This is a genomic window from Microbacterium sp. ZXT2-5, assembly GCF_055329545.1.
Genome location: NZ_JBUZWD010000001.1, coordinates 1,378,360 through 1,400,709, shown reverse-complemented (window position 1 = coordinate 1,400,709; position 22,350 = coordinate 1,378,360). Strand labels below are relative to the sequence as shown.

General features: G+C 72.4%; 20 protein-coding genes. 9 read left to right on the top strand and 11 right to left on the bottom strand.

What is annotated here, in order from left to right; genetic code table 11:
* Positions 1-244: 244 nt before the first annotated feature.
* Genes ACZBH1_RS06065 through ACZBH1_RS06050 form a run of 4 tightly spaced genes read right to left on the bottom strand, consistent with a single transcriptional unit; the run spans position 245 to position 2,717 of the window.
* Positions 245-790 carry a hypothetical protein gene (locus ACZBH1_RS06065; protein ID WP_463645814.1) on the bottom strand — a complete coding sequence of 182 codons (546 nt, stop codon included), beginning with the start codon at positions 788-790 and terminating at the stop codon, positions 245-247.
* The gene (locus tag ACZBH1_RS06060; protein ID WP_463645813.1) at positions 787-1,491 is read right to left on the bottom strand and encodes a hypothetical protein; all 705 of its coding nucleotides are present in this window, start codon (positions 1,489-1,491) and stop codon (positions 787-789) included. The genes ACZBH1_RS06065 and ACZBH1_RS06060 overlap by 4 nt, the downstream gene beginning before the upstream one ends.
* A gap of 35 nt (positions 1,492-1,526) precedes the next feature.
* On the bottom strand, positions 1,527-2,027 hold the full coding sequence (locus ACZBH1_RS06055) for a GNAT family N-acetyltransferase (RefSeq protein WP_463645812.1): 501 nt from the start codon (positions 2,025-2,027) through the stop codon (positions 1,527-1,529).
* A 57-nt stretch (positions 2,028-2,084) separates the two neighbouring features.
* Positions 2,085-2,717: a GntR family transcriptional regulator gene (locus tag ACZBH1_RS06050; protein ID WP_463645811.1), complete on the bottom strand. Its 633-nt coding sequence runs from the start codon at positions 2,715-2,717 to the stop codon at positions 2,085-2,087.
* A gap of 359 nt (positions 2,718-3,076) precedes the next feature.
* Here ACZBH1_RS06050 and ACZBH1_RS06045 point away from each other — a divergent pair, with 359 nt between their 5' ends.
* Positions 3,077-3,283 (top strand): cold-shock protein, encoded by a 207-nt coding sequence (locus ACZBH1_RS06045; RefSeq protein ID WP_109208752.1) that lies wholly within the window; start codon positions 3,077-3,079, stop codon positions 3,281-3,283.
* A 93-nt stretch (positions 3,284-3,376) separates the two neighbouring features.
* Here the strand turns inward: ACZBH1_RS06045 and ACZBH1_RS06040 are convergent, their stop codons facing one another.
* From ACZBH1_RS06040 to nucS, 6 genes are all read right to left on the bottom strand, one after another.
* On the bottom strand, positions 3,377-5,452 hold the full coding sequence (locus ACZBH1_RS06040) for a bifunctional lysylphosphatidylglycerol flippase/synthetase MprF (protein WP_463645810.1): 2,076 nt from the start codon (positions 5,450-5,452) through the stop codon (positions 3,377-3,379).
* 40 nt (positions 5,453-5,492) lie between these two features.
* Complete coding sequence (locus ACZBH1_RS06035; protein ID WP_463645809.1) at positions 5,493-6,788, bottom strand: hypothetical protein; 1,296 nt, start codon at positions 6,786-6,788, stop codon at positions 5,493-5,495.
* Complete coding sequence (locus ACZBH1_RS06030; RefSeq protein ID WP_378879354.1) at positions 6,781-7,500, bottom strand: HAD hydrolase-like protein; 720 nt, start codon at positions 7,498-7,500, stop codon at positions 6,781-6,783. Before ACZBH1_RS06030 ends, ACZBH1_RS06035 begins: the two co-directional genes overlap by 8 nt.
* Before the next feature lie 9 nt (positions 7,501-7,509).
* Entirely contained in the window at positions 7,510-8,010 is a 501-nt protein-coding gene (locus ACZBH1_RS06025; protein WP_336393973.1) for a MarR family winged helix-turn-helix transcriptional regulator, read from the bottom strand.
* A 21-nt stretch (positions 8,011-8,031) separates the two neighbouring features.
* The gene (locus ACZBH1_RS06020) at positions 8,032-10,959 is read right to left on the bottom strand and encodes a glycosyl hydrolase (RefSeq protein WP_463645808.1); all 2,928 of its coding nucleotides are present in this window, start codon (positions 10,957-10,959) and stop codon (positions 8,032-8,034) included.
* Between the two features lie 88 nt (positions 10,960-11,047).
* Complete coding sequence (nucS, locus tag ACZBH1_RS06015; RefSeq protein WP_336393971.1) at positions 11,048-11,743, bottom strand: endonuclease NucS; 696 nt, start codon at positions 11,741-11,743, stop codon at positions 11,048-11,050.
* A 204-nt stretch (positions 11,744-11,947) separates the two neighbouring features.
* On the opposite strand from nucS, the gene ACZBH1_RS06010 reads away from it, so the two are divergent.
* Positions 11,948-13,447, top strand: coding sequence for a MinD/ParA family ATP-binding protein (locus ACZBH1_RS06010; protein ID WP_463645807.1), 1,500 nt, complete (start codon positions 11,948-11,950; stop codon positions 13,445-13,447).
* Between the two features lie 31 nt (positions 13,448-13,478).
* Here the strand turns inward: ACZBH1_RS06010 and ACZBH1_RS06005 are convergent, their stop codons facing one another.
* Entirely contained in the window at positions 13,479-14,708 is a 1,230-nt protein-coding gene (locus tag ACZBH1_RS06005) for an MFS transporter (RefSeq protein ID WP_378879364.1), read from the bottom strand.
* A gap of 80 nt (positions 14,709-14,788) precedes the next feature.
* Here ACZBH1_RS06005 and ACZBH1_RS06000 point away from each other — a divergent pair, with 80 nt between their 5' ends.
* From ACZBH1_RS06000 to mnhG, 7 genes are all read left to right on the top strand, one after another.
* Entirely contained in the window at positions 14,789-15,853 is a 1,065-nt protein-coding gene (locus ACZBH1_RS06000; RefSeq protein WP_463645806.1) for a LacI family DNA-binding transcriptional regulator, read from the top strand.
* A gap of 151 nt (positions 15,854-16,004) precedes the next feature.
* Positions 16,005-18,941, top strand: a complete 2,937-nt coding sequence (locus tag ACZBH1_RS05995; RefSeq protein ID WP_463645805.1) for a Na+/H+ antiporter subunit A — start codon at positions 16,005-16,007, stop codon at positions 18,939-18,941.
* Complete coding sequence (locus ACZBH1_RS05990) at positions 18,938-19,486, top strand: Na(+)/H(+) antiporter subunit C (RefSeq protein WP_336393966.1); 549 nt, start codon at positions 18,938-18,940, stop codon at positions 19,484-19,486. The genes ACZBH1_RS05995 and ACZBH1_RS05990 overlap by 4 nt, the downstream gene beginning before the upstream one ends.
* The gene (locus tag ACZBH1_RS05985) at positions 19,483-21,066 is read left to right on the top strand and encodes a Na+/H+ antiporter subunit D (RefSeq protein ID WP_336393965.1); all 1,584 of its coding nucleotides are present in this window, start codon (positions 19,483-19,485) and stop codon (positions 21,064-21,066) included. The genes ACZBH1_RS05990 and ACZBH1_RS05985 overlap by 4 nt, the downstream gene beginning before the upstream one ends.
* Positions 21,063-21,695: a Na+/H+ antiporter subunit E gene (locus ACZBH1_RS05980; RefSeq protein ID WP_378879374.1), complete on the top strand. Its 633-nt coding sequence runs from the start codon at positions 21,063-21,065 to the stop codon at positions 21,693-21,695. The genes ACZBH1_RS05985 and ACZBH1_RS05980 overlap by 4 nt, the downstream gene beginning before the upstream one ends.
* Complete coding sequence (locus ACZBH1_RS05975; protein WP_336393964.1) at positions 21,692-21,958, top strand: MrpF/PhaF family protein; 267 nt, start codon at positions 21,692-21,694, stop codon at positions 21,956-21,958. Before ACZBH1_RS05980 ends, ACZBH1_RS05975 begins: the two co-directional genes overlap by 4 nt.
* Complete coding sequence (gene mnhG / locus ACZBH1_RS05970) at positions 21,958-22,332, top strand: monovalent cation/H(+) antiporter subunit G (RefSeq protein WP_336393963.1); 375 nt, start codon at positions 21,958-21,960, stop codon at positions 22,330-22,332. The genes ACZBH1_RS05975 and mnhG overlap by 1 nt, the downstream gene beginning before the upstream one ends.
* The last annotated feature ends 18 nt before the right edge of the window (positions 22,333-22,350 follow it).

Sequence of the window (22,350 nt, the reverse complement as noted above, 5' to 3'; positions counted from 1 at the left end):
ACGACCACCCTCGCGCCGGGCGGCAACCCCGCCTCCGCGTCGGACGGCAGCTCGCGGAGCGTCGCCGGTCCCCACTTCATCCCCGCCCAGTCGGCGCCGGTGCCCGCCGGCACCGTCGTCGGGACGACAGGGCGCGACTGGTTCACCAGCCACCACTCGCTGCCGCCGATGACCAGGGCCGTGACCGGCAGGAGGACGGCCACCGCTCCAAGCGCCACCGCGTTGCGCCGCCACCAACGTCGGCTCACCGCTGCACCCACCCCTCGGCCAGGAGCTCGACCTCGTCCGCGCGGTCGAGGGTTCCGAGGTCCACGGGCACCTCGACGAGCGAGTCGAGGCGGGTCTCGGCATCGACGGCCAGCTGCAGCGTGCCGGCGCGATCGGCGAGGTCGGCGGGCAATTCGAACGCGAGGCTCCCTTCGCGAGGGATGCCGACGGCCAGGGGCGAGCGGAACATCGACGCGGGCCGCTCGCTCGCCCGGTAGGTGACGCCGTCGATCACGAGCGCGGCATGCGCGAGAAGCGCCCCGCGCTCTTCCCGCAGCGCCTGCGCGCGGAGGTCGACCACGAGCCAGGTGCCGTCCGCGTACCAGCCGCCCGCGACGGCGCGATCGCCGAGCCGGAGGTCGGTGACCGTGACGGCGAGGGCGCGTCCTGTCGCCTCCTCGCCGATCGCCGCCGGCACGGCGAACGACGCCTCGGCGGCCTCGTCGCCGGGGGTGAGCTGCACGACACCCCAGGCCGCCGCGAGCAGCGCGACACCGATCACCCAGCTCAGCCAGAGCCTCATTCCCCGCCCTCCGCCTCGTCGGTCGCCGCATCCGCCTCCGCCGCGTCGGCACCGGCACCGACGTCGGTCAGCCCGAGGCTCATCCGGGCCGCCGTCACCGGCGTGTCCCACCACTGGCCCGACACCACCAGCGCGCCCGTGCGCAGCGAGAGGTCTCTGAGCTCGACGTCGACGTTCTCGGCGGTCTCGAAGCGCTCCGCGTCGACCGCCCAGGCGAGGACGAGCTGCGCCGGCACCCTCGGCTGCAGGTACGGCGAGACGGTGGTGTCGTCGAACCGGGCGACCGAGTCGGCGGGCACGTCGCCGAGCTCGGGGATGCGCACCGCCGCCGTGATCCCCCCGCTGCCGGCCGACGGCTGGGCGCGATCCCACGCGTTCTCCGCGGTGAGCACGAGGGCGAGCACCCGCTCGCCGGCCTCGACGGTCACGCCTGCTTCGGGGAGCTCGTCGATGAGCACGGCCCGTTCCACGGTCAGCGCGAACTGCTCGTTCTCGTGCGTCTCGCCGGCGCGCAGCTCCGGCACGGGCGGCACCGCCGCTTCGGCGAGACCCCCGAACGCGGCCGTCGCGGCGAGGAACGCCGCCGTCAGGATGCCGGCGAACCAGCCGGTCGGCACCCGGTCCCAGGCACGCGACACCCATCGCGCGCGCTCGGCCTCTTCGCCTCCCGGCGCGGAGGACGAAGGGGCGCCGGAGGTCACGCGCACATCCTATGGTGGCGAGAGCCCGAGGAGCCTCAGCCGCCGCCGAGGCCGTCGAGGGCGGGAACGAGGGTGAACACGATCTCCTCGATCTCGCGACCGACGCCCGGGGCGTAGTCGGTGTTGCGGGAGACCTCGGTGAAGCCCGCCTTCTCGAGCACCGCGATCGAGGCGGCGTTGTGGGCGGCGGCGCGGGCGAACAGCGGCCGGATCGGCTCATGGGAGACCAGCAGGCGCAGCGCCGCCGTCGCCACGCCCCGACCCCACGCGTGGCGGGCGATCCAGTAGGTGACCTCGCGGTCGCCGTCGACGGTGAAGGCGGCGATGGTGCCGGCGAAGCCGCCGTTCTCGGTGACGACGAAGGACAGCACGCTCTCATCGGCCCGCTGGCGCTCGATCCACGCGTCGAACGCGGCGCGGTCGTCCGGGTCCTCCGCGGTGAACGCGGCCATCGCGATCGCCTCCCGGTCCCGCATCATCTCGAAGACGGCGTCGAGGTCGTCATCGTCGAGGGCGCGCAGCTCGATGTGGTTCACGCGGACCACGCTATCGACGCGCGATCGCCGCGAGAAGGGCTCGGGCCGGGCTCGCGCTCACGCCAGCCCGTGGATGCGGCGCAGCTGCGCCTCGGCGCGATCCCCGTCACGCGCCGCCAGCGACGCGCGGAACTCCTCGTACGCCGCCTTGCGGCCCAGCGGGCACTCGATGAAGGGGCGCCATCCCCTGAGGTCGCGACGGATCGCGATCTCGTACTCGCGGATGAACTTCAGCAGCGGCAGGTTTCCGCTCGCGTGCGTGATGACGGCGAAGAACTCGTGGCTGGCGGCCGCGATGGCGGCGGCGTCATCGGAGCGCGAGGCCGCGATCACATCGTCCAGCCGCTCCAGCGCGACGGCGAGCGACTCGTCGTCGGCGCGGACGGCGGCCATACGCACCGCGAGCCCCATGTTGTACGCCACGAGCTCGACGGTGTCGCTCTCGTGATTCGGATACGACACCCGCGTGTACCGGTGCGGCGACACCTCGACGAGCCCGGTGCGCTCCAGCCGCTGCAGCGCCTCGCGCACCGGCGTGCGCGACACCCCGAGCCATTCCGCCAGCTCGTGGTCGCGCAGTCGCTCGCCCGGCGCGAGGCGGCCGTCGAGGATGGCTTCGCCCAGGAGCGCGTACACCTCGTCTCCGAGGACGGCGCCGCGCGGCTCGAGCGGAACGAAGGGGGCGGTCATGGCTGGCACCAGTGTACGCCGCAGGAATCCGCGGCAGAGACCCCGATGAGCGGCGGAATCGCGCGACGACCGGGTCTCGCGGCACGCGGCGGATCGTGGCATCCGACCCTCGCCCATCTGCTGATATATCGGTACGATGTCGATGTCCACGCTTCGGCGTGGCCTATCCGGGGGGATCCGTCGACGCCCGGGCTTCGAGCAAGGCTCAGCCCGGGCGTGCGATGGGCCGAGACTGCGTCGCCGTGGTCAGTGCAACATTTCTGTCACCATCCGAAGAGGGTCTCGCCGCGCGCGCGCGTCTTCACTACGTTGGAGGGACTCGCCGCAAAAGCGACGAGATCACAGAAGAACGGCAAGTAATGAGCACGCAGGGCACCGTGAAGTGGTTCAACTCGGAGAAGGGCTTCGGGTTCATCGCTCCCGACGAAGGCGGCGCAGACGTCTTCGCGCACTACAGCGCCATCCAGTCGGGTGGCTACCGCTCCCTCGAGGAGAACCAGCGCGTCGAGTTCGAGATCGCGCAAGGACCCAAGGGCCTCCAGGCCGAGAACATCCGCCCGCTCTGAGTCGAGCGGGCCGATCGCCTCGTGCGATCGGTGAGCCGCGGCGTCCGCGCTTGGCTGCGGATGCCGCGGCTCTCGGGTGCCGTCCGCGTGCTGTCAGCCAAGGTCGCCCCGGACGAGCTCCATCCCCGCGCCGGCGAACTGACGCAGCGTGGCGTCGGGAAGGAACGCACGGGTGAGCGCGCCGCCGATGCGGGTCAGGTCGCTCTCGTCCCGGTACAGCAGGTACATCGTCTCGTACCGCGGGTGGAACTTCTCCTTGAACCGGTGGAGCGACCGGAATCCGTAGACCGGCTCGAGAGCGTCGGCGAGCTTGTCGCTGAGCGCGGCGATCATGCCGGCGTCGGGGGGATAGTCGTGCGCGAGCGGCGCTCCCGACAGCGACATGATCTCGGCGCCCTCTTCCGAGAACAGCTTCGCCGACGACCCGATGAGGAACTCCATCACGGGCGCGAAGCCGCCGTCGCGCCGTCGCATGAGATCCAGCGTCCAGCCGCGCGCCGTGCCCTCGGACCCGTAGACGGGCAGCCACGACAGGAAGCCGTCGACGTCGCCGTTCGGCGCGATCGCGAGCGCGAGCCGCACCTCGGGGTCGTCCGCCTCGGCGAGCGTGCCCAAGGTGAAGCCCATCTCGGGAAGCCCCTTGTCGCCGACCCACATCTCGGAGATGGCCCGCAGCTGCTGCTGCACGCCCCAGGGCTCGTCCTCGAGGCGCGTCATCCGGAAGGTCATCTCCTCGCGGCCGGCGCGGTTGAGCGATGAGCGCACCGAGTTCCACCGCTTGCCGGTGAACTCCAGCCCCGGCAGGTCCACGATGGTGTCATCGGCGACGACGAGGCTGCGCCATGACGACGGCACGGCTGCGCGCGTGCGCTCGTCGGCGCTGAAGAAGCACGGCACCAGTCCCGCGACTTCGGCGGCGTGGATGAATTCGCGGACGGATGCCTCCCGCGAGGCGGCCGGCCCGAGCGGGTCGGCGAGGGCCAGGGCGACGCCGGCCCGGCGCTGGTACGCCACGATCCCGTCGGCGGCGCGGGCGTAGCTGTTGCCGTCCCACGTCGTCATCCACGACAGCGTGCCGCCGCCGCGCGCGTGCAGCATCCGTTTGACCTCGTCGATGTCCGGGGCAGGCTGCTGCCCGATGCTCGACGTCCGCCGTGCGCGGAACGCGCCGCGCACCCAGACCAGGTAGACGAGCATGAGCACCCACAGCAGGCCGCTCGCGAGCGCGAGCTCGGTCTCGCCGTCGATCGTGGCCTCGAGCCGGGCCTCGCTCGCGATGATGATCGCCGCGACCACCGCCAGCCCCGTCAGCACGTTGATGGCCGCCAGCACCACGGCCACGACCCAGGTCCACCGACGGCCGCGCCGCAGGCCGTTGGCGACGACGAGGATCACGACAGCGTCGATCGCGAAGTCGATCAGGCCCCCGGAGACGGGTTCGGTGGGGCCGAAGGGGCCGTCGGTCGGCACGACGATCGTGATGAGCTGGACCGCCCCGAGCACGAGCAGCGCCATGAACGCGATGAGCCGCTGCTCGCGGACGGTGGTGCGGCGGATGCGCAGGGACCGGTCGACGAAGAGGATGAGCAGCACGGCCAGCAGGTGCTCGAGATCGGCGAGGGCTCCCCAGAACAGCATCGCGACGAAGACGAACCCGAGCAGCAAGAGCCAGGCGCGCACCCGCCACGGGGCCCGCAGCAGTCCCGCCGCCGCGGCGAGGCACGCCATCGTCCCGCCCGACGCGCCGACGTCGAGCGCGGCGGCCTGCTGCTGCGCCCATTCCCACGGCAGGGCCGACAGCGTCCACAGCACGAGCGCGGCGGCGAAGATCGCGAAGAGCTGCCCCACCCCGTAGTACGCCAGCGCGACGCGTGATCCGCGATGCAGTTCGAGGTACGCCATGCCCGCGAAGGAGGCGATGGTGAACAGGTAGACCCAGGGCAGGTCGACGAAGAACGTGCCGGTGACGGGCGTCCACCACCGGCCGTCCTGCAGCGCCGGAAGGCCGTACGCGACGACGTCGAACAGGTCGGACTCCTCGAACGGTCGCCACAGCCCCTGCCACACGATGCCCGCGACGAGGACGAGCGCGATCATCGTGAGCGTCGCGGGGATCCTGGCTGCGCCCGCGAGGGCGCGGTTCGGTCGCTGGGGCGCCCCGTCGCTCATGGGTTCACGATAGCGGCGGAGACCGGCAGCCTCAGCGGCCTCAGCTGCGGCGCGACTCGCCGTGGTCGCCCGGCGCGACCGCGGTGCGTGCGAACTCGGCCAGCGATCTGGCGTCCTCGGCGTCGCGCATCGCCCGCCGGGCCGCATCCAGCGCCTCGACCGGGTCTTCGGCCTGACGCGCCTCGGCGAGTTCCCGCTGCGCCGAGATGAGGCGGGCCCGAGCGTCCGCTCCGGCATGGGCGTGGGAGACGGATGCCTCCGCCTGCGCGATCGCGCCGCGCGCGGCAGCGAGGGTGCCGGGCAGGGCGGTGCGCGCGCCCCGCAGGCGCTGCTGCGCGGTCCGGGCGTCGCCCAGCGCGATGTCGAGCCGGCTGCGCAGCCGCGCGATGGCGTGGACCGCACGGGTGGGGCACCGCGCGGCGTCGTCCTCGATGCGGTCCAGCTCGTCCGAGATGGCGTGCAGCTCGGCGCCGAGGCGCTCGGCGTCGGCGATCTCGAGGTGCTCGCGCGTCACGGATGCCTGGCGCAGCGCCGCACGCGCCGCCGACACCTCTTCGGGCACGGCCTGCGCCGCCTGCAGCACCAGCCGGTGGGTCTCCTCCAGGCTGCGGGAGTCGACCTCTGCCTGGCGCAGCGCCCGCTCCGCCGCGGCGAGGTCGGCGAGGGCGCTCAGAGACGGGTCTCCGGCCCGGGCGGCCGCGTCGTCGAGGTGGCGTCCCGCCGCCGCGGACCCTTCCAGCGCGGCACGCGCCGCGCGCGCGGCATCCCGCCACTCCTCCTCGGCGAAGCGCGACGACAGGTCGGCCACCAGGGCGGCCGGGTCTCCCATCGACGCGCGGAGCGCGGCGAGACGGCGACGGGCGGCCTCGACCTGGCCGGCGGCCGAGACGTTCGACCGGACCCACGCGGCGTGCTCGGCGCGCGCAGACGCGACCTTGGCCAGGGCCTCCTGGGCGTGCCGCTCGATCCGCGACGAGGCGCGGCGGATGTCAGCCGGCGTGAGGCCTTCGTCGCTGAGGTCGCGGTACTCCTCGAACGACGCGTCGCGGACGTGCTGCGCGGTCAGCCGCGCCCGCCGCAGCGACGGCGGCGCGTCGCCGCCGTACAGCGCGCCCGACAGCCCGACCTCGAGCTCGAGTTCGGACACCGCGTCGTCGAGGCGCACCAGCGCGGCGCCGGCGCGGCCGCGCTCCTTCTCGGCCGCCGCGCGCGCCCGCGGCGACCGGCGTGCGCGGCGCACCCCCCAGGCGATGGCGGCGATGGCGAGCGCCGTGACGCCGAACACGACCAGGGCGGGCACCACCCACCCCAGGATCGCGGCGACGATCTCAGCCATCGGCGCCCACGACGACGTCCTCGGCGGCCTCCGATGCCTGCTCGCCGACGAGCAGCAGTGTGCGGAGCTGGTCGACGTCGTCGACCACCGCCTGGGCGCCCTCCGACTCGTGCGGCCAGCTGAATCCCCAGCGGACGAAGATCACCGGCACACCCTGCTCGGCGCCCCCGTCCACGTCGTGGTGCCGGTCGCCGACGAGCACCGGGCGGCTGATGTCGGCGCCGGCCGCGGCGAGGCGGCGCAGCGCCTCGGCGACGATGTCGGACTTGGCGCTCAGGGTCCGTTCGTCGGGCGTCGCCCCCACGATCGCGGTGAGCGAGGGCGACAGATCGAAGTGGTCCATCAGCGCGTCCACCTGGACCTCGGGCTTGGAGCTGGCCGTGGCCTGCGGGATGCCGGCGGCTGCGACGTCGGTGATCAGCTCGGCGATGCCGGGGAACAGCTTCGCCCCCGTGGTGTAGCCGTCCTCCTTGCCGAGCCGGCGGTAGAACGCCACGGCCTCGGCGGACTGCTCCGGCGTCATGCCGACGTTGACCTGGAAGGACTCGTACATCGGCGGGCCGATCCAGTGCACGAGCTCGGCGCGGGTCGGCGGGCGCCTGCCGAAGTGCTCGAGGCAGATCGTGAGGCGCCGCAGGATGCCGTCGGACGCATCGACGATCGTCCCGTCCACGTCCCAGAGCACACAGGTCCACGGCGATCGACTCGGCATGAGTCCACCCTATGCGGACGCGCCGCGCCGCCCGCGGGCCAGCCGCGCCATCATCCGCCGCAGCTGGTCCACCTCGGCCGGTGACCAGTCCGCGAGCGCATCGCGCAGGTTCTGCTCGGCGGTCGCCATGATGCGCCCGCCGATGCGGCGGCCCTCGGCGGTGAGGGCCACCAGCACACCCCGGTCGTCATCGGGGGCGGCGACGCGAACGACGAGGCCGGCCTGCACGAGGCGGCCGACGATCTTGCTCATGTTGGTCGCCGTCATCCCCAGGGCCGCCGAGAGCTCGACGGGCCGCATGGCGCCGTTGTACGAGAGCTGGTTCACCACGAGGAACATGCCCATGTCGTCGGAGGGGAAGTCGACCCTCGCCATGACGTCCCTGCGGACGGCCGTGCTGTCGGCCCAGTGGATGACCGTCGCCAGCGACAGGCGGAGATCGAGCGGGTCCTCACCGACGACCGGGCGCAGGTCCGCGGACGCGTCGGTGTCGACGTCACCTCGTGCCATCGCCCCCGGCTCCCTCCCGCATCACCCTTCCCGCAGCAGTCGCACGGGACCCAGCAGTCCGTACTCCCGCACGACCGCGCGCTGGAACCCCTCCCGCCCGCTGTCCCGCGCGATGATGTCGGGGACGCGCTCATAGTAGCCGCGGGCGCGCAGCCTGTTGTTGAGCGAGCTGGCCACGCGCACGGTGATCGCGTTGTCGCCCGCGCGGATGTCGTCGGTGACGTCGACGACGGGGTGCGCGGTGTCGAAGCCGCGCGCGGGACCGTCACCGATGCGCACCGAACCGAGCCCGCCCGCCGTCGAGCCGAGATGGAGGACGTAGCGCGCGCCGGGGGCCGGATCCGGGGCGCGCAGCGTCGCGCGGTACTCGCCGACGCCCGACACCTCCGGCCCGATCGCGTCGAGCTCCGACCACGGGGCGAGCCGCACGCGACCGGCGTCCCGCGGTGTCACGGCGGTCGTCGGGCGCACCTCCGTCGAGACGTAGCCGAGCCCGCGGTCCTCCGTGAGCACTTCGGGCTCGCCGGCGTCCCAGCTCTCGACGACGAGCTCCCACTCGTCGGCGCGCGCGACCTCGGCGACGGGCGGGGCGGCCGAGTCGTCGGCATCCGTCGCCCTGTCCAGCACCACGACGGCGACCTCACCGGGAGCCAGCGTCAGCTCGACGACGGTGCCCTCGCCGTCGCGCCGCGCGCCGAGGTGCGGCCGCAGCCGGCCGCTCCACGCGTCGAGGCGGTGGACCGCGCCGGACCCCTGCAGCCGCACGCGGACCGTCGTCGACTCGGTCGTCTCGTAGAGGAAGTGATACGCGTAGAGCACGGTCAGGTCGCCGTCCTCGCGCAGGTGCGTGAGCACGTGCCGGTCGTCCTCGACGAAGCGCGCGCGGCCGCCGGCCCCGAGCTCGTCGAGAGCGGCCACGACGCCGGAGGGCGAGACCACCCGCACGCCCGGCAACCGTCGCAGCTCCGTCATGACCCCCGCCAGCTCGTCGTCCCGGCCGTCGAGACCGGGGGTGGCGGATGCCGCGCGCTCGTGCGTGCGGAAGCGCTGGTCGCGCAGCGACTCCAGCTCGCGCGCGCCGTCCACGATGACCAGGCGCAGGCCGCGCCGGGCCCACGTCAGCAGGTGCGCGGCCGTGTCGGGGTCGAGCGTGCTCTGGTAGACGATGAGGGCGCGGTAGCCGGGGCCGCCGGGCTGCACCTCGTCGCCGTCGAACGTCACGTCGTCCCGCAGCAGCAGCGATCCGTCGAAGAACTCGTAGGTGATGCCGGCGTCCTGCATCCCCAGGTCCTGCCACCAGTGGTTCTGCCGGTCGCGCATCCACATCGTGCCGTAGGCGACCTCGTCGGGGATCCGCTCGCCATCGACGTCCGCCAAGGCGACGCCGATGAGGTTGTCGGTGAAGTGGTCGGTGCGGAGGATGCCCACGTCGATGCGGGGCCGCCCACGGCGGAGGGCGTACTGGAGGCGGCCGATCGCCGCGGTCCACAGCGGATAGAACTCGCACCCCGGCTGGCGGGTGTCGAACCGCTCCGAGAACATCGGCCACATGCCCTCGTGGCCCGGCCACTCGGTCACGCCCTCGGCGCCGGCGGGGCTGGCCCAGCCGTGCAGGACCGTCTTGGTGATCCCCGCCGCCAGCTGGGTGGCGATGATCTGGTCGTAGAAGCGGTGGTCGAGCATGTGGTTGCGCGTCGTGGCGCCCGTCTCGGACGAGTACTGCTTGCCGAACAGGTGCGCGGGGCCGGCCATGAGCCGATACGCGTCGATCTGGGCGCCGAACTCGAGGGACTCCGTCTCGATGCCGTCGACCTCCGGACCCGGCCGGGTGAGCTCGAACGGCAGGCCGTAGCTGATCTCGGCCCGCAGCGTCATGCCCACGCCGTGCAGGAACTCGGCGAACGGACGGAGCATGTTCTCGATGTACAGGTCGGTGAGCGTGCGCGCGTAGTCGAACCGGACCTTGTCGACCGTCGTGCGGTCGGCGTCGTCGGCGGGCTGGTGGTGGTAGACGGTCGAGACCGCCATGAACGGCACGTCGCGCGTGAGGAAGGGAAGCCACGGCGTGATGTCGTAGCCGCGCCGCGCGCGGAACTCCTCGGCGACGGTGAACCCCCAGAACAGCCCGCCCGCGCCGTAGGTGGACAGCTCCAGCGAGTCCATGTACATCTGCGCGCGCGGGTTGCGGCTCAGCTCGGCGCGCAGCTCGGGCGTCAGCACGACGTCGTCCCAGTACGCGATGACGGCGTCCACCCCGTCGCGGTCGAGGTAGTTCACGGTGTGGTTCACGCCCGCCGACGGCGAGGCGGTCTGACCTGTGCCGTGCATCCAGTACGCGAAGAGGCGCCACCGGCCGTCGGCCGGCGCGGTCCAGTCGAGCTGCTCGCCGTCGACCAGGGCGGTCAGATCCACGACCGAGGCGACGTCGAGGACGCCCTCGCCCGCGAGGCGTGCCGCGACGACCGCCACGAGGTGCTGCCGCGTCACCGTGCCGCGATGGCCGGGGAGGGTCGTCTCGGCGATCGGCGCGTCGAGGTCGATGCGCGGCAGCGCTCCGCTGCGGGACTCGCCGCCGGCGAGCGTCTCGTGGACGACATCGAGCTCCTGCGCGGCGGCGGGCTGGTCGGGGTCGATCGTCGGGAGGTTGGCGTTGGACCAGTTCGTGCCCGAGGTGAAGCTCACCGACATGCCGCGACGGGTCGTCTCCTCGACGACCACCTGCGAGTCGTGCACCCACTCCTCCGACCCCCAGCCGTACCGGGCATGGTCGATCGCACCCTCGTCCATCGCGAGGAACTCCATGCCGCCGAAGCCGAGCCGGTGGGCGTCGTCGATCTCGCGCCGGAGTGTGGCGTCGGTGTGCAGGCCCTCCGCGAGCCACCAGCGCAGCTCGGGGCGGAATTCGATGGCGGGGTCGGCGATCTCACGCCGGAAGTCGTCGAGCGTCATTGCACGGCATCCGTTCTCGGTACTGTCCTCGCGACAGTATGTACCGTCGCACCGACAACACACAAGCCCCCGGCCGGGCGGGCCCGCCTCAGAACAGCCGGGGAGCGCCGGACTCGATGCCCTTCATGCCCTCGTAGTCGAGGGTGACGCAGCGGATGCCGCGATCCGCGGCCAGCACCTTCGCCTGGGGCTTGATCTCCTGGGCCGCGAAGACCCCGGTCACCGGCGCGAGGTGCGGGTCGCGTCCCAGCAGCTCGAGGTAGCGGGTCAGCTGCTCGACACCGTCGATGTCGCCGCGTCGCTTGACCTCGACCGCGATCGTCCCGCCCTCCGGGTCGCGCAGCAGGAGGTCGACGGGACCGATCGCCGTGGGGTACTCGCGGCGCACGAGGGTGAGCCCGTCGCCGATCACGTCCACCTGCTCGGCGAGGAGGCGCTGCAGGTCGGCCTCGACACCGTCCTTCTGCAGGCCGGGGTCGAGGCCCAGCTCGTGCGAGGTGTCGTGCAGCACCTCGTAGATGCGCACGAGCAGCGCGTCGCCGGTCTTGGCGTGTGTGACCCGCCAGTGCTCGAGGACGCCCGCGGCGGCGGATTCGGCATCCGGGATCTCGACGTCCAGGCGGCAGGGCGGGCTCATCCAGTTCAGCGGCTTGTACGAGCCGCCGTCGGAGTGCACGAGCAGGCTGCCGTCGCCCTTGTGCACCAGCAGGCGCGTCGCGAGCGGGAGGTGGGCGTTGAGCCGACCGGTGTAGTCGACCGAGCAGCGGGCGATGACGAGACGCACCCGAAGAGCCTAGTCCGCGCTCGCCGAGGCGGCGTGAGCGGCGAGCGTCGACTACCGTGAACATGCACGCCGAACGCGCGCCCACGCGCGTGCTCGCGCTCCGACGGCCCTCGCCGGCCTCCGCGCCCACCGCCTGCCCCCACCGATCGGCGGCCGCCCCACCGTGCCGCCGGCGCCTGATTCCGCCCTCCCGGAGGAGAACCGATGACTTCGCGTCACCCCGATGCGACCGTGCACATCCTTTCCAGCACCGTCGCCGAACTGCACGTCGGCACCGAGGTCGAAGAGGTCGTCGCCCCCGACCCCCGCGCCCTGCGCGACCGGATCGTCGAGGAGATGCGCCAGCTCGCCGCCTCGTCGGGCGAGCCGGCACAGGCCACGCTCGTCGAGGGCGCGTCCCGCTGGCCGCTCGTGGTGCACCCCGACGGCACCTACGCGGAGTCCCTCGACCCCGCCACGCCCGAGACCGGGCGCATCGCCGTCGGCGACCTCCCCGACTCCGAGGACGCGGCGGAGCCGACGCCCCGCGCGTCGACCGCCCCCCTCCCGGTGTCCGCCGTGCCGGCCCCCGCCACGCCGATCTCGGCCGTGCCTGCCCCCGTCGTGCCGGCCCCCGCGGTGCCGGCGACGTCCGCCGTGCCGGCGACGTCCGCCGTGCCGGCGACCCCCGCAGTGCCGGCGACCCCCGCTGTGCCGGCGACCCCCGCTGTGCCGGCGACCCCCGCCGACTCCCCGGTGCGCGCGGGGAGTGACAGCCGCGGCCCCGCGCGGCCCACCGTCCAGGACCTGCTCGAGTCGCGCGGCGGCAGCAGCACCCGCCCGCGCGCGACCGAGGGATGGCAGGGCGTCATCCGCCGCGCCACCGGCGGCCTGGTCTCGCCGGCGCCGGGCCGCGCCGAGCAGGAGCGGCTCGACCGCGTGAAGCGGGTGCAGCGACGCCTCGACGCCCCGCGCACGATCGTCGTGCTCAACCCGAAGGGCGGGGCCCACAAGACCACGAGCACCCTGCTGCTCGCGGCGACGTTCGGCACGCTCCGCGGCGGCGCGACCCTGGCTTGGGACAACAACGAGACCCGCGGCACGCTGGGCTGGCGCGCGCAGAACGCGCCCCATCACCGGACCGCCGTGGACCTGCTCGCCGATCTCGACGAGTTCTGGAATCCGCAGGGCTCGAGCCTCGCGGCGCTCGACACGTACGTGCGCACGCAGGTCGACGCGCGCTTCGACGTCCTGGCGTCCGACGAGGACGCGGCGGCATCCTCGACGATCGACTCGGCGGCATTCGACCGGCTGCACGCCCTGCTCCGCAGGTACTACCGCCTCATGATCGTCGACACCGGCAACAACATGCGCGCCTCCAACTGGGTGGCCGCCGTCGCCGCGGCCGACCAGCTGGTGATCGTCTCGACGGTGCGCGAGGACACCGCCGCCAGTGCCGCCTGGCTGCTGGACGGGCTGCGCGAGAAGGGGTTCGGCGACAAGATCGACGACGCCGTGACCGTGCTCACCGCGCCGTCCTCACGCCCGGACCGCCGCCTCGAGACGCGCCTCTCGCGTCACTTCGAGCAGGTCACGTCGGCGGTCGTCAGCGCGCCGTTCGACCCGTCCCTGGTGGACGGCGGGCCGATCGACTTCGACGCCCTCGCCCCCGAGACGCGGGATGCGTGGCTGACGGTCGCGGCGACGGTCGCCGACCGCCTCTAGAGACGCCGGGCGACCGCCCGGCCCTGCACCATCACCGGTGCGCGTGGCCGGCGCCGACGTGCGATCCGGCGATCGGCTTCGCCGCGCCCGAGGCGAGTCCCGACATCACGATGAGACCCACGATGATCCAGAGGGTCGGCAGGATGCCGATCTCGTGGCTGATCCAGCCGAGGATCGGCGGCCCGCACAGGAACGCCAGGTAGCCGATCGTGGCGGCGGCCGAGACGGATGCCGCGGCCTTGGCGGGATCGTCTGCCGCCGCGGACATGCCGAGGGGGAAGCCGAGGGAGGCGCCGGCGCCCCACAGCGCCACGCCGATGAACGCGATGGGCAGCGAGGGCGCCAGGATGAACATCACCAGGCCCACGGCCGCGGCGACCGCCAGGATCCGCAGCGTCCACACGCGCCCGATGCGATCGACGAGCGGGCCGCCGAGGATGCGGAAGACCGTCATCGCCACCGAGAAGACGGTGAGGGCGACCGCGCCGACGGCCTCGGTCTGATCGTGGCCGTCGACCATCGCGATCGTGAGCCAGTCGTTGGCGCTGCCCTCTGCGAACGCCATGCCGAGCATGATCGCGCCGATGGCGTACGTGCGCGGATCGCGCCACACGGAGAGCGCTTCGGCGATCCGCTCGCGCCGGGTCGCCTTCGTCGCGGGATCGTCGTGGACGATCTCCCGCGAGGGGACCGCGCGCAGCGAGAACAGCCCAGCGGCGAGGACCAGCACGCCGATCGCCCACAGGTGCCAGCCGACGCCGACCTGCCATGCCGCCATGGCCACCCCGATCCCTGCGCCCACGACCGTGCCGATGCTGAAGAAGGCGTGGAAGAGGGGCATGAGGGTGCGCTCGAAGGCCTGCTCGACCGCCGCGGCCTCGACGTTCATCATCACGTCTGTCGCGCTCATGCCGATGCCCATGAGCCCGAGTCCGACGGCGGTGATCGCGTACGACTCCATCGTCTGCACGCCCACGCCGACGACCGCGACGCCGAGCGAGAAGGTGATGATGGTGGCGATCATCCCGCGGCGGGCTCCCCAGCGCACGACGATGACGTTGGCGAGGGAGAGGCCGACGATGGACGCGGCGCCCGCGACGAAGAGCAGGATGCCGACCTGCAGGTCATTGATGCCGAGATCGTTCTTGACCGCCGGCAGACGCGATGCCCACGAGGCGAAGCCGAGGCCGGTGACGAAGAAGATCGTGAAGATCGCGGTGCGCCAGGCGACGAGCTGCGTCCGGGTGAGCAGGGAGTCCATCAGCACAGGGTACCGAGTCCCTCCGGCATTCCTCGAATCGATTCGACCGCCCGAGCGGCACGGGCTACGATCGTCACGACATGACCCGACACGACTCCGGCACGCGCCGTGCCACCATCTCGGACGTCGCCCGCGAGGCCGGCGTCTCGCCGTCGACGGCGTCGGTGGTCTTCAGCGGCAAGACGCCGGTGTCGGATGCCACGCGCCGGCGCGTGCTCGACGCCGCGGCATCCCTCGGCTACACCGGTCCTGATCCCCGGGCGGCGTCGCTGCGGCGCGGCCGCTCCGGGATCGTCGGCGTCGTCTTCGAGGAGCACCTCGGCACGGCGTTCCAGGACCCGGTCAAGACGCTCATGATGGACGGCCTGGCCGATGCGGTCACGCCGCTCGGAGCAGGGCTCCTGCTGCTGCGCGACCACGAGCCGACGGGCGGCGGGCCGTCCCTGACGACGGCGCCGCTGGACGCCGCCGTGCTCATCGGCTGCAGCGGACTGCTGCGGGAGTCGCTCGAGACCGTCAAGGCGCGCCGCATCCCCGTCGTCGTCATCGAGGGGGATGCCGGAGACGACGTCCCCCGCATCGGCCTGGACAACCGCGAGGCGCAGCGCCAGGCCGCCAGCCACCTGCGCGCGCTCGGCCACCGCAGGGCCGTCGTGGTCGCCCTGCCCGCGCGGGCGGGCTGGCAGCGCGGCTGGCTGCACGACGACACCGGGATCACGGTCGACGTGACCCGCGAGCGGCTCGCCGGGGCGCTGGACGTGTTCCCGGATGCCGCCGCCTACGCCGCCGCCGGCAGCTTCATCGACGAGGGGCTGGCCGCCGGCCGGGAGATCTTCGCCGATCCCGACCGCCGTCCGACCGCCGTCATCGCGCAGAGCGACCTGCTCGCGGCCGGGGTGATCAGGGCCGCCGAGGAGGCGGGGCTCCGCGTGCCGGAGGACGTCAGCGTGACCGGGTTCGACGGCATCGTCGTCGACGGACTGGCTCCCTACGACCTCACGACCCTCGTGCAGCCCGCGAGCGACAAGGGCCGGGCCGCGGGCGCGGCGGTCGCCGCCATGCTGGAGGGCGCGCCCGCGGCGTCGATCCGCTTCACGTGCACGTTCCGCGAGGGGAACACCACGGGGCCGGCACCCACGGAGTAGTGCGCTCGCCGGGCTCCCGGGAGGTCATTCCTCGCACGGCATCCGCCCGGGCGGGCAAGCCGGGCCGGTAGGATGGTCCACGACACCCCGATCGCCTTGACTCGCGCCGTCCCCTGACGTCCAGCGCGGCCGACGACCAGAGGAGGCTTGAATGCTCCTCGTTCTCGGCGCGTTCGCGGTCCTCCCGATCCTGCTGCCATGGCTGGTGGCACGCCTCGGCGCCTCGGCCTTCTACCTCGCCGCGATCCTTCCGATCGCCGGATTCGCGCACGCGGCGGCGATGTCGCCGGCCGTCCTGGCCGGTGACATTCCGTTCGAGTCATACGCCTGGATCCCGCCGCTCGGCATCGACATGTCGCTGCGCATGGACACGCTGTCCTGGCTCATGACCCTCGTGGTCACCGGCGTCGGCGCGCTCGTGATGATCTACTGCCGCTGGTACTTCCGCGACAAGAAGGAGAACCTCGGGCAGTTCGCGGCCGTCCTGCTGGCCTTCGCCGGCGCGATGTACGGCCTGGTGCTCACCAACGACCTCGTCGTGCTCGTGATGTTCTGGGAGGTCACGAGCGTGCTGTCGTACCTGCTCATCGGGTACTACAACCGCCGGGCGGCGAGCCGCCGTGCCGCACTGCAGGCGCTGCTGGTCACGACCCTCGGCGGTCTGGTGATGCTGATCGGCGTCGTCCTGCTCGTCGTCGACGCCAACACCTCGAGCATCTCGGCCATCCTCTCGCAGGCGCCGACGGGGCCCATCGTGGACGCGGCCCTCGTGCTGATCCTGGTCGGCGCGCTGAGCAAGTCCGCGATCTTCCCCTTCCACTTCTGGCTTCCCGGCGCCATGGCGGCGCCCACCCCGGTCAGCGCCTACCTGCATGCGGCGGCCATGGTGAAGGCCGGTGTCTACCTCATCGCCCGGCTCGCGCCGGTGTTCGCGATCGCGCCCACGTGGCGACCGATCGTCATCGCCCTCGGGGTCTTCACGATGCTCCTCGGCGGGTTCCAGGCGCTCCGCGAGACCGACCTCAAGCGCGTGCTCGCCTTCGGCACCGTGAGCCAGCTCGGCATGCTCGCCGTCGTGCTCGGCTACGGGACGCGGGATGCCGCCCTCGCGGGCCTCGCGCTCCTGCTGAGTCACGCGCTGTTCAAGTCGGCACTGTTCCTCGTCGTCGGTGTCCTCGACCGTCAGCTCTCCACCCGCGACCTCACCGAGCTCTCCGGCGTCGGGCGGCAGGCACCCGTGATGGCGACGTTCTCGATCATCGCCGTGGCCTCGATGGTGGGGCTCCCGCCCACCATCGGATTCGTCGCGAAGGAGGGCGTGCTCACGGCGCTGCTGTTCGAGGCGCAGGGCGGCGCCGTCTGGGGCGTCGTCGCGCTGGCGGGTATCGCCCTCGGGTCCGTGCTGACCGCGGCCTACGGCATCCGCTTCCTCTGGGGCGCGTTCTGGACGAAGCGCGAGCCGGGCGGCGACCGTCTGCCCGAGACGGAGTGGCCCGACCCGCCGATCGGCTTCCTGGTGGCGCCGATCCTGCTCGCCGCGCTCACCGTCGTCGCCGGACTCGCCACGCCGTGGCTGGATGAGGCGTTCGCGCCGTACGCGGATCAGGCTCCGCCCGCGACGCCCGGTGTGGCCGCTCCCGAGCACCCTGCCCACCTCGCGCTGTGGCACGGTCTCGAGCCCGCGCTGGGGATCTCGCTGGCCACGATCGTCGTCGGCGTGCTGGTTTTCGTGCTCACGCGCGGCTGGCGCCCGGCGAAGCGCCTGCTCCCCTTCACGGCCGCCGACGCCTACAACGCGACGTTGCGCGGCGTGGCGCGACTGTCGGTGGTGACGACGAGCATGACGCAGCGCGGCTCGCTGCCCGTCTACGTGGGCACGATCTTCGTGGTCTTCGTCGCGGCCGAGGCCACCGCGCTCATCGCGAGCGACGAGTGGCAGGCGCAGCTGGACGCGTACCACACCCCGACCCAGCTGTTCGTGGCGCCGCTCATGATCGCGGCCGGGCTCATCGCCGTCCGCGCGCGCAAGCGCTACACCGGCGTCGTCCTGGTGTCGGTCACGGGCCTGGGCATGGTGCTGCTGTTCGCGACGAGCGGCGCACCCGACCTCGCGCTCACCCAGATCCTCGTCGAGACGGTGACGCTCGTCGCCTTCGCGCTCGTGCTCCGCCGCATCCCGTCCCGCCTCGGCGAGCACAACGCCTCGGTCTGGCCGGTGGCCCGCGCCGTCCTGGGCGCCGCCGTCGGCGTCACGATGGCGCTCGTGGCGATCGTCGCCACCGGAGCCCGCGTCCAGGAGCCGATCTCCGGCGCCTTCCCGGACCTCGCGTACGAGATCGGCCACGGCAGGAACGTCGTGAACGTCGCGCTGGTCGACCTGCGCGGCTGGGACACGATGGGCGAGCTCTCGGTGCTGATCCTCGCGGCGACGGGCGTGGCATCCCTCGTCTTCGTGACCCACCGCGCCGACACGCTCTCGCGCTTCATCCAGCCGCTGCCGAGCGGGGCGACGCGCGCCCGCCGCCCGCTCGTCGAGACCTCCGACGGTCTCAAGCAGCGCGAGGACGCCCGCGGCAGCGGACGGATGGCCTGGCTCGTGGGCGGTCAGCGCGTGCGGCCCGAGAACCGCTCGATCATGCTGGAGGTGATCGTGCGGATCCTCTTCCACACGATCGTCATCGTGTCGCTGTACCTGCTCTTCGCCGGCCACAACCTCCCCGGCGGCGGATTCGCCGCCGGACTCGTCGCGGGCATGGCGCTCGTCATGCGCTACATCGCCGGCGGTCGCTACGAGCTCGGCGCCGCCGCGCCCACCGACGCCGGGCGCCTCCTGGGCGCCGGCATGACGATCGCCGTGGCGTGTGCGATCGTCCCGCTGTTCTTCGGCGAGGCCCCGCTCACCAGCCAGTTCTGGGAGGCCGAGCTCCCGGTGCTCGGGCACGTGGAGTTCGTCACGTCGACGATCTTCGACGTCGGGGTCTACCTCGTCGTCATCGGCCTCGTGCTCGACGTGCTGCGCAGCCTCGGCGCCGAGGTCGACCGCCAGGCGCTGGAGTCGCCCGCCGCGCAGGGGGTGAGCGTCTCGTGAACGTGTCGCTCGTGCTCATCATCGTGATGGCGGTGCTCTTCGCGTGCGGCGTCTACGCGATGCTCGAGCGCAGTCTCACGCGCGTGCTCATCGGGTTCCTGCTGCTGGGCAACGCCGCGAACCTCCTGCTGCTGATCGTCATGGGCGAGCCGGGAGTGGCGCCCTTCTTCGGCTCGGGGAGCGTCGACGAGATGTCGGACCCGCTGCCGCAGGCGCTCACGCTGACCGCCATCGTCATCACGTTCGCCGTCTCTGCCTTCCTGCTGGCCCTCATATACCGCTCGTGGCAGCTCGGCCAGGCCGACACCGTGACCGACGACGCCGCCGACATCGAGGTGCGCGAGCGTGCCGCCGAGACCGAAGACACGATGGACGAAGAGACCGAGATCGAAGACGCCGACGACGACGCCACCACGGACTTCGTGGGCACGGCCACCGCGCCGATCACGATCCTCGGGGCGCGCGACGTCGCCGGCGTCCGCGACGACGCGCCGGTCGACCGCCCGGCGGACCGAGGGCGCGGCGACAGGGGCGGTGACGCATGACCCAGTTCGCCCCGGCCCTGGTCCCGCTCCTGGTGACGCTGCCGCTCCTCGGCGCGGCCGTGGCGCTGATCGCGGGCCGCCACCGCAGGACCCAGGTCGCCGTGTCGGTGGTGACGCTCACCGCGGTGACCGTCGTCGCGGCCGTCCTGCTGTACGTCGTCGACGTCGGCGACCTGCCGATCGCCGTGTCGGTCGGCGGGTGGCCCATCCCGTTCGGGATCGTGCTGTACGTGGACCGGCTGGCGGCGCTGCTCGTGATGGTCTCGAGCGTCGTGCTCCTGGCGGTCCTGCTCTTCTCGGTCGGCCAGGGCGCCGCCGACGGCGACGACGAGACCCCGGTGTCGATCTTCCACCCGTCGTACCTCATCCTGGGCGCCGGCATCTTCAACGCGTTCATCGCCGGCGACCTGTTCAACCTCTACGTCGGTTTCGAGATCCTCCTCGTCGCCTCGTACGTGCTCATCACGCTCGGCTCGACCGAGTCCCGCATCCGCACCGGCGTGGTGTACATCGTCGTCTCGCTGGTCTCGTCCATCCTGTTCCTCGCCGCGATCGCCATGATCTACGGCGCCCTCGGCACGGTGAACATGGTGCAGATCTCCGAGCGCGTGCGCGAGCTGCCGCAGGAGACCCAGACGATCCTGCACCTCATGCTGCTGCTGGCGTTCAGCATCAAGGCCGCCGTCTTCCCGCTGTCGTTCTGGCTGCCGGACTCCTACCCGACGGCGCCGGCGCCGGTGACCGCGGTGTTCGCGGGCCTCCTGACCAAGGTCGGCGTCTACGCGATCATCCGCACCGAGACCGAGCTGTTCCTCGACAACGACGTGAACGATCTGCTGATGTGGGTGGCGCTGGCGACGATGATCGTCGGCGTGCTCGGCGCGGTCGCGCAGGCCGAGCTCAAACGAATCCTCTCGTTCACGCTCGTCAGCCACATCGGCTACATGATCTTCGGGCTCGCGATCGCGACACCGGCGGCGATCGGCGCGACCATCTACTACATGGTCCACCACATCGTGGTCCAGACCACCCTCTTCCTCGCGGTCGGTCTCGTCGAGCGCGATGCCGGCTCGACCTCGATCCTGCGCGTCAAGGGGCTCATGAAGGCGGCGCCGGTGATCGCGGTGCTGTACTTCATCCCGGCCGTCAACCTGGGCGGGCTGCCGCCCTTCTCCGGCTTCATCGGCAAGTTCGCCCTGTTCGACGCCGCCGCGCAGGTCGGCACGCCGATCATGATGGTGCTCATGGTGGGCGGCATCCTCACCAGCCTGCTCACCCTCTACGCCCTCATGCGGGCCTGGAACCTGTCGTTCTGGCGCGAGGACGACGACTCCGCCGAGACCGAGGCGCGCATCTCGTACCTGGGCGCCTCCCCGGCGGCGGGCGTCGAGACCGAGCGCCGGGTCATCCCGAAGATCATGACCGCGGCGACCACCGGCATGGTGGCGGTGACGGTCGCGCTCACGGTCTTCGCCGGCCCGCTGTACGACGTGTGCACACGCATCGGCGAGGCGCTGCTCGAGCCCGTCTCGCTCACGCAGCTGGAGGATGACGTGCAGGTGACGGAGGGGACGCCGTGACCGCCGACCGCACCCGCACCGCACCCCGCAGCGCCTTCCGCCGGAGCCTGGCCACGGCGTGGCGGCAGCTGCCGTTCTTCGCCTGGCTCATCGCGCTGTGGATGCTGCTGTGGGGCCAGTTCACGTGGCTGGCGTTCCTCACCGGACTGGTCGCGGCGCTCATCGTGGCGCGCGTCTTCCGGCTGCCGCCCGTCGAGCTGTCCGGCCGCCTCAACCTGTGGTGGGGGTTCGTGTTCATCCTGGAGTTCCTGCTGGCGGTGCTGCGGGGCTCGCTCACGGTGGCCTGGCAGGTGCTCGACGTCCGCCGGCAGCCCGGCGCCGCGATCATCGCCGTGCAGCTGCGCACCGACGACGACCTCATCATGACCCACACCGGCGTCACGGCATCGCTCATCCCCGGCTCGCTTATCGTCGACGCCGATCGCGACCGCCGCATCCTCTATCTGCACGTGATCGGGGTGCGCGACGCCGCCGCCGTGGAGCGGCAGCGCGAGAGCGTGCTGCGCTGGGAGGCCCGCATCGTGCGCGCGGCCGGGTCGCGCGCCCAGCTGCGGGCGGTGCGGAGGGCCGACGGTGTGCGCACGAAGGTGACCGCGACCGAGAAGCGCACCGAGGGAGGCGCCCGATGAACGTGCTGCTGATCGTCATCTACGTCGTCTTCGCCGCGGCGGCGCTGCTGACCCTGTGGCGCATCGTGATCGGGCCGTCGATCCTCGACCGGGCCGTGGCATCCGACGTCCTCCTCACGCTGGTGCTGTGCGTGCTCGGCGCCGAGATGGCGATCAACCAGCACACCCGCACGCTCCCGGTGCTGCTGATCATCGCGGCGGTCGGCGTGTTCGGCTCGGTGTCGATCGCCCGGTTCGTCGCGAGAAGGGACCCGGATCGCTGATGGAGACCGCGATGGAGCCCACCGTCGTCCTGGATTGGATCGCACTGATCCTGATCCTCGCCGGCGCGCTGCTGTGCCTGACCGCCGCGATCGGCCTGCTGCGGTTCCGCGACGTGCCGACGCGCTTGCACGCGGCCACCAAGCCGCAGGTGCTCGGCCTCATCCTCATCTGCCTGGCCATCGCGCTGTCACTGCGGTCGTGGCCGGTGGTGGCCTTCCTCGTGCCGGTCGTCCTCATCCAGCTGGCGACCGCGCCCCTGTCGGCGCACATGGTGGGCCGGCAGGCGTACCGCAACGGCACCTTCGACGAGGCAGGGCTCCTGGTCGACGAGCTCGCCGACTCCCAGCGCACCCCGCCCGCGGCCGGCGGCTGAGTCCGCAGCCGCGCCGGG

What these genes read in the sequence shown, in the direction of transcription:
- ACZBH1_RS06000 (WP_463645806.1), top strand. Translation starts at nt 14,789, where the DNA reads ATGACCCGACACGACTCCGGCACGCGCCGTGCCACCATCTCGGACGTC.
- ACZBH1_RS06035 (WP_463645809.1), bottom strand. Translation starts at nt 6,788, where the DNA reads ATGGCTGAGATCGTCGCCGCGATCCTGGGGTGGGTGGTGCCCGCCCTG.
- ACZBH1_RS06045 (WP_109208752.1), top strand. Translation starts at nt 3,077, where the DNA reads ATGAGCACGCAGGGCACCGTGAAGTGGTTCAACTCGGAGAAGGGCTTC.
- ACZBH1_RS06005 (WP_378879364.1), bottom strand. Translation starts at nt 14,708, where the DNA reads ATGGACTCCCTGCTCACCCGGACGCAGCTCGTCGCCTGGCGCACCGCG.
- ACZBH1_RS06025 (WP_336393973.1), bottom strand. Translation starts at nt 8,010, where the DNA reads ATGGCACGAGGTGACGTCGACACCGACGCGTCCGCGGACCTGCGCCCG.
- mnhG (WP_336393963.1), top strand. Translation starts at nt 21,958, where the DNA reads ATGGAGACCGCGATGGAGCCCACCGTCGTCCTGGATTGGATCGCACTG.
- ACZBH1_RS05995 (WP_463645805.1), top strand. Translation starts at nt 16,005, where the DNA reads ATGCTCCTCGTTCTCGGCGCGTTCGCGGTCCTCCCGATCCTGCTGCCA.
- ACZBH1_RS05975 (WP_336393964.1), top strand. Translation starts at nt 21,692, where the DNA reads ATGAACGTGCTGCTGATCGTCATCTACGTCGTCTTCGCCGCGGCGGCG.
- ACZBH1_RS06020 (WP_463645808.1), bottom strand. Translation starts at nt 10,959, where the DNA reads ATGACGCTCGACGACTTCCGGCGTGAGATCGCCGACCCCGCCATCGAA.
- ACZBH1_RS06050 (WP_463645811.1), bottom strand. Translation starts at nt 2,717, where the DNA reads ATGACCGCCCCCTTCGTTCCGCTCGAGCCGCGCGGCGCCGTCCTCGGA.
- ACZBH1_RS06010 (WP_463645807.1), top strand. Translation starts at nt 11,948, where the DNA reads ATGACTTCGCGTCACCCCGATGCGACCGTGCACATCCTTTCCAGCACC.
- ACZBH1_RS05985 (WP_336393965.1), top strand. Translation starts at nt 19,483, where the DNA reads ATGACCCAGTTCGCCCCGGCCCTGGTCCCGCTCCTGGTGACGCTGCCG.
- ACZBH1_RS06030 (WP_378879354.1), bottom strand. Translation starts at nt 7,500, where the DNA reads ATGCCGAGTCGATCGCCGTGGACCTGTGTGCTCTGGGACGTGGACGGG.
- ACZBH1_RS06065 (WP_463645814.1), bottom strand. Translation starts at nt 790, where the DNA reads ATGAGGCTCTGGCTGAGCTGGGTGATCGGTGTCGCGCTGCTCGCGGCG.
- ACZBH1_RS06040 (WP_463645810.1), bottom strand. Translation starts at nt 5,452, where the DNA reads ATGAGCGACGGGGCGCCCCAGCGACCGAACCGCGCCCTCGCGGGCGCA.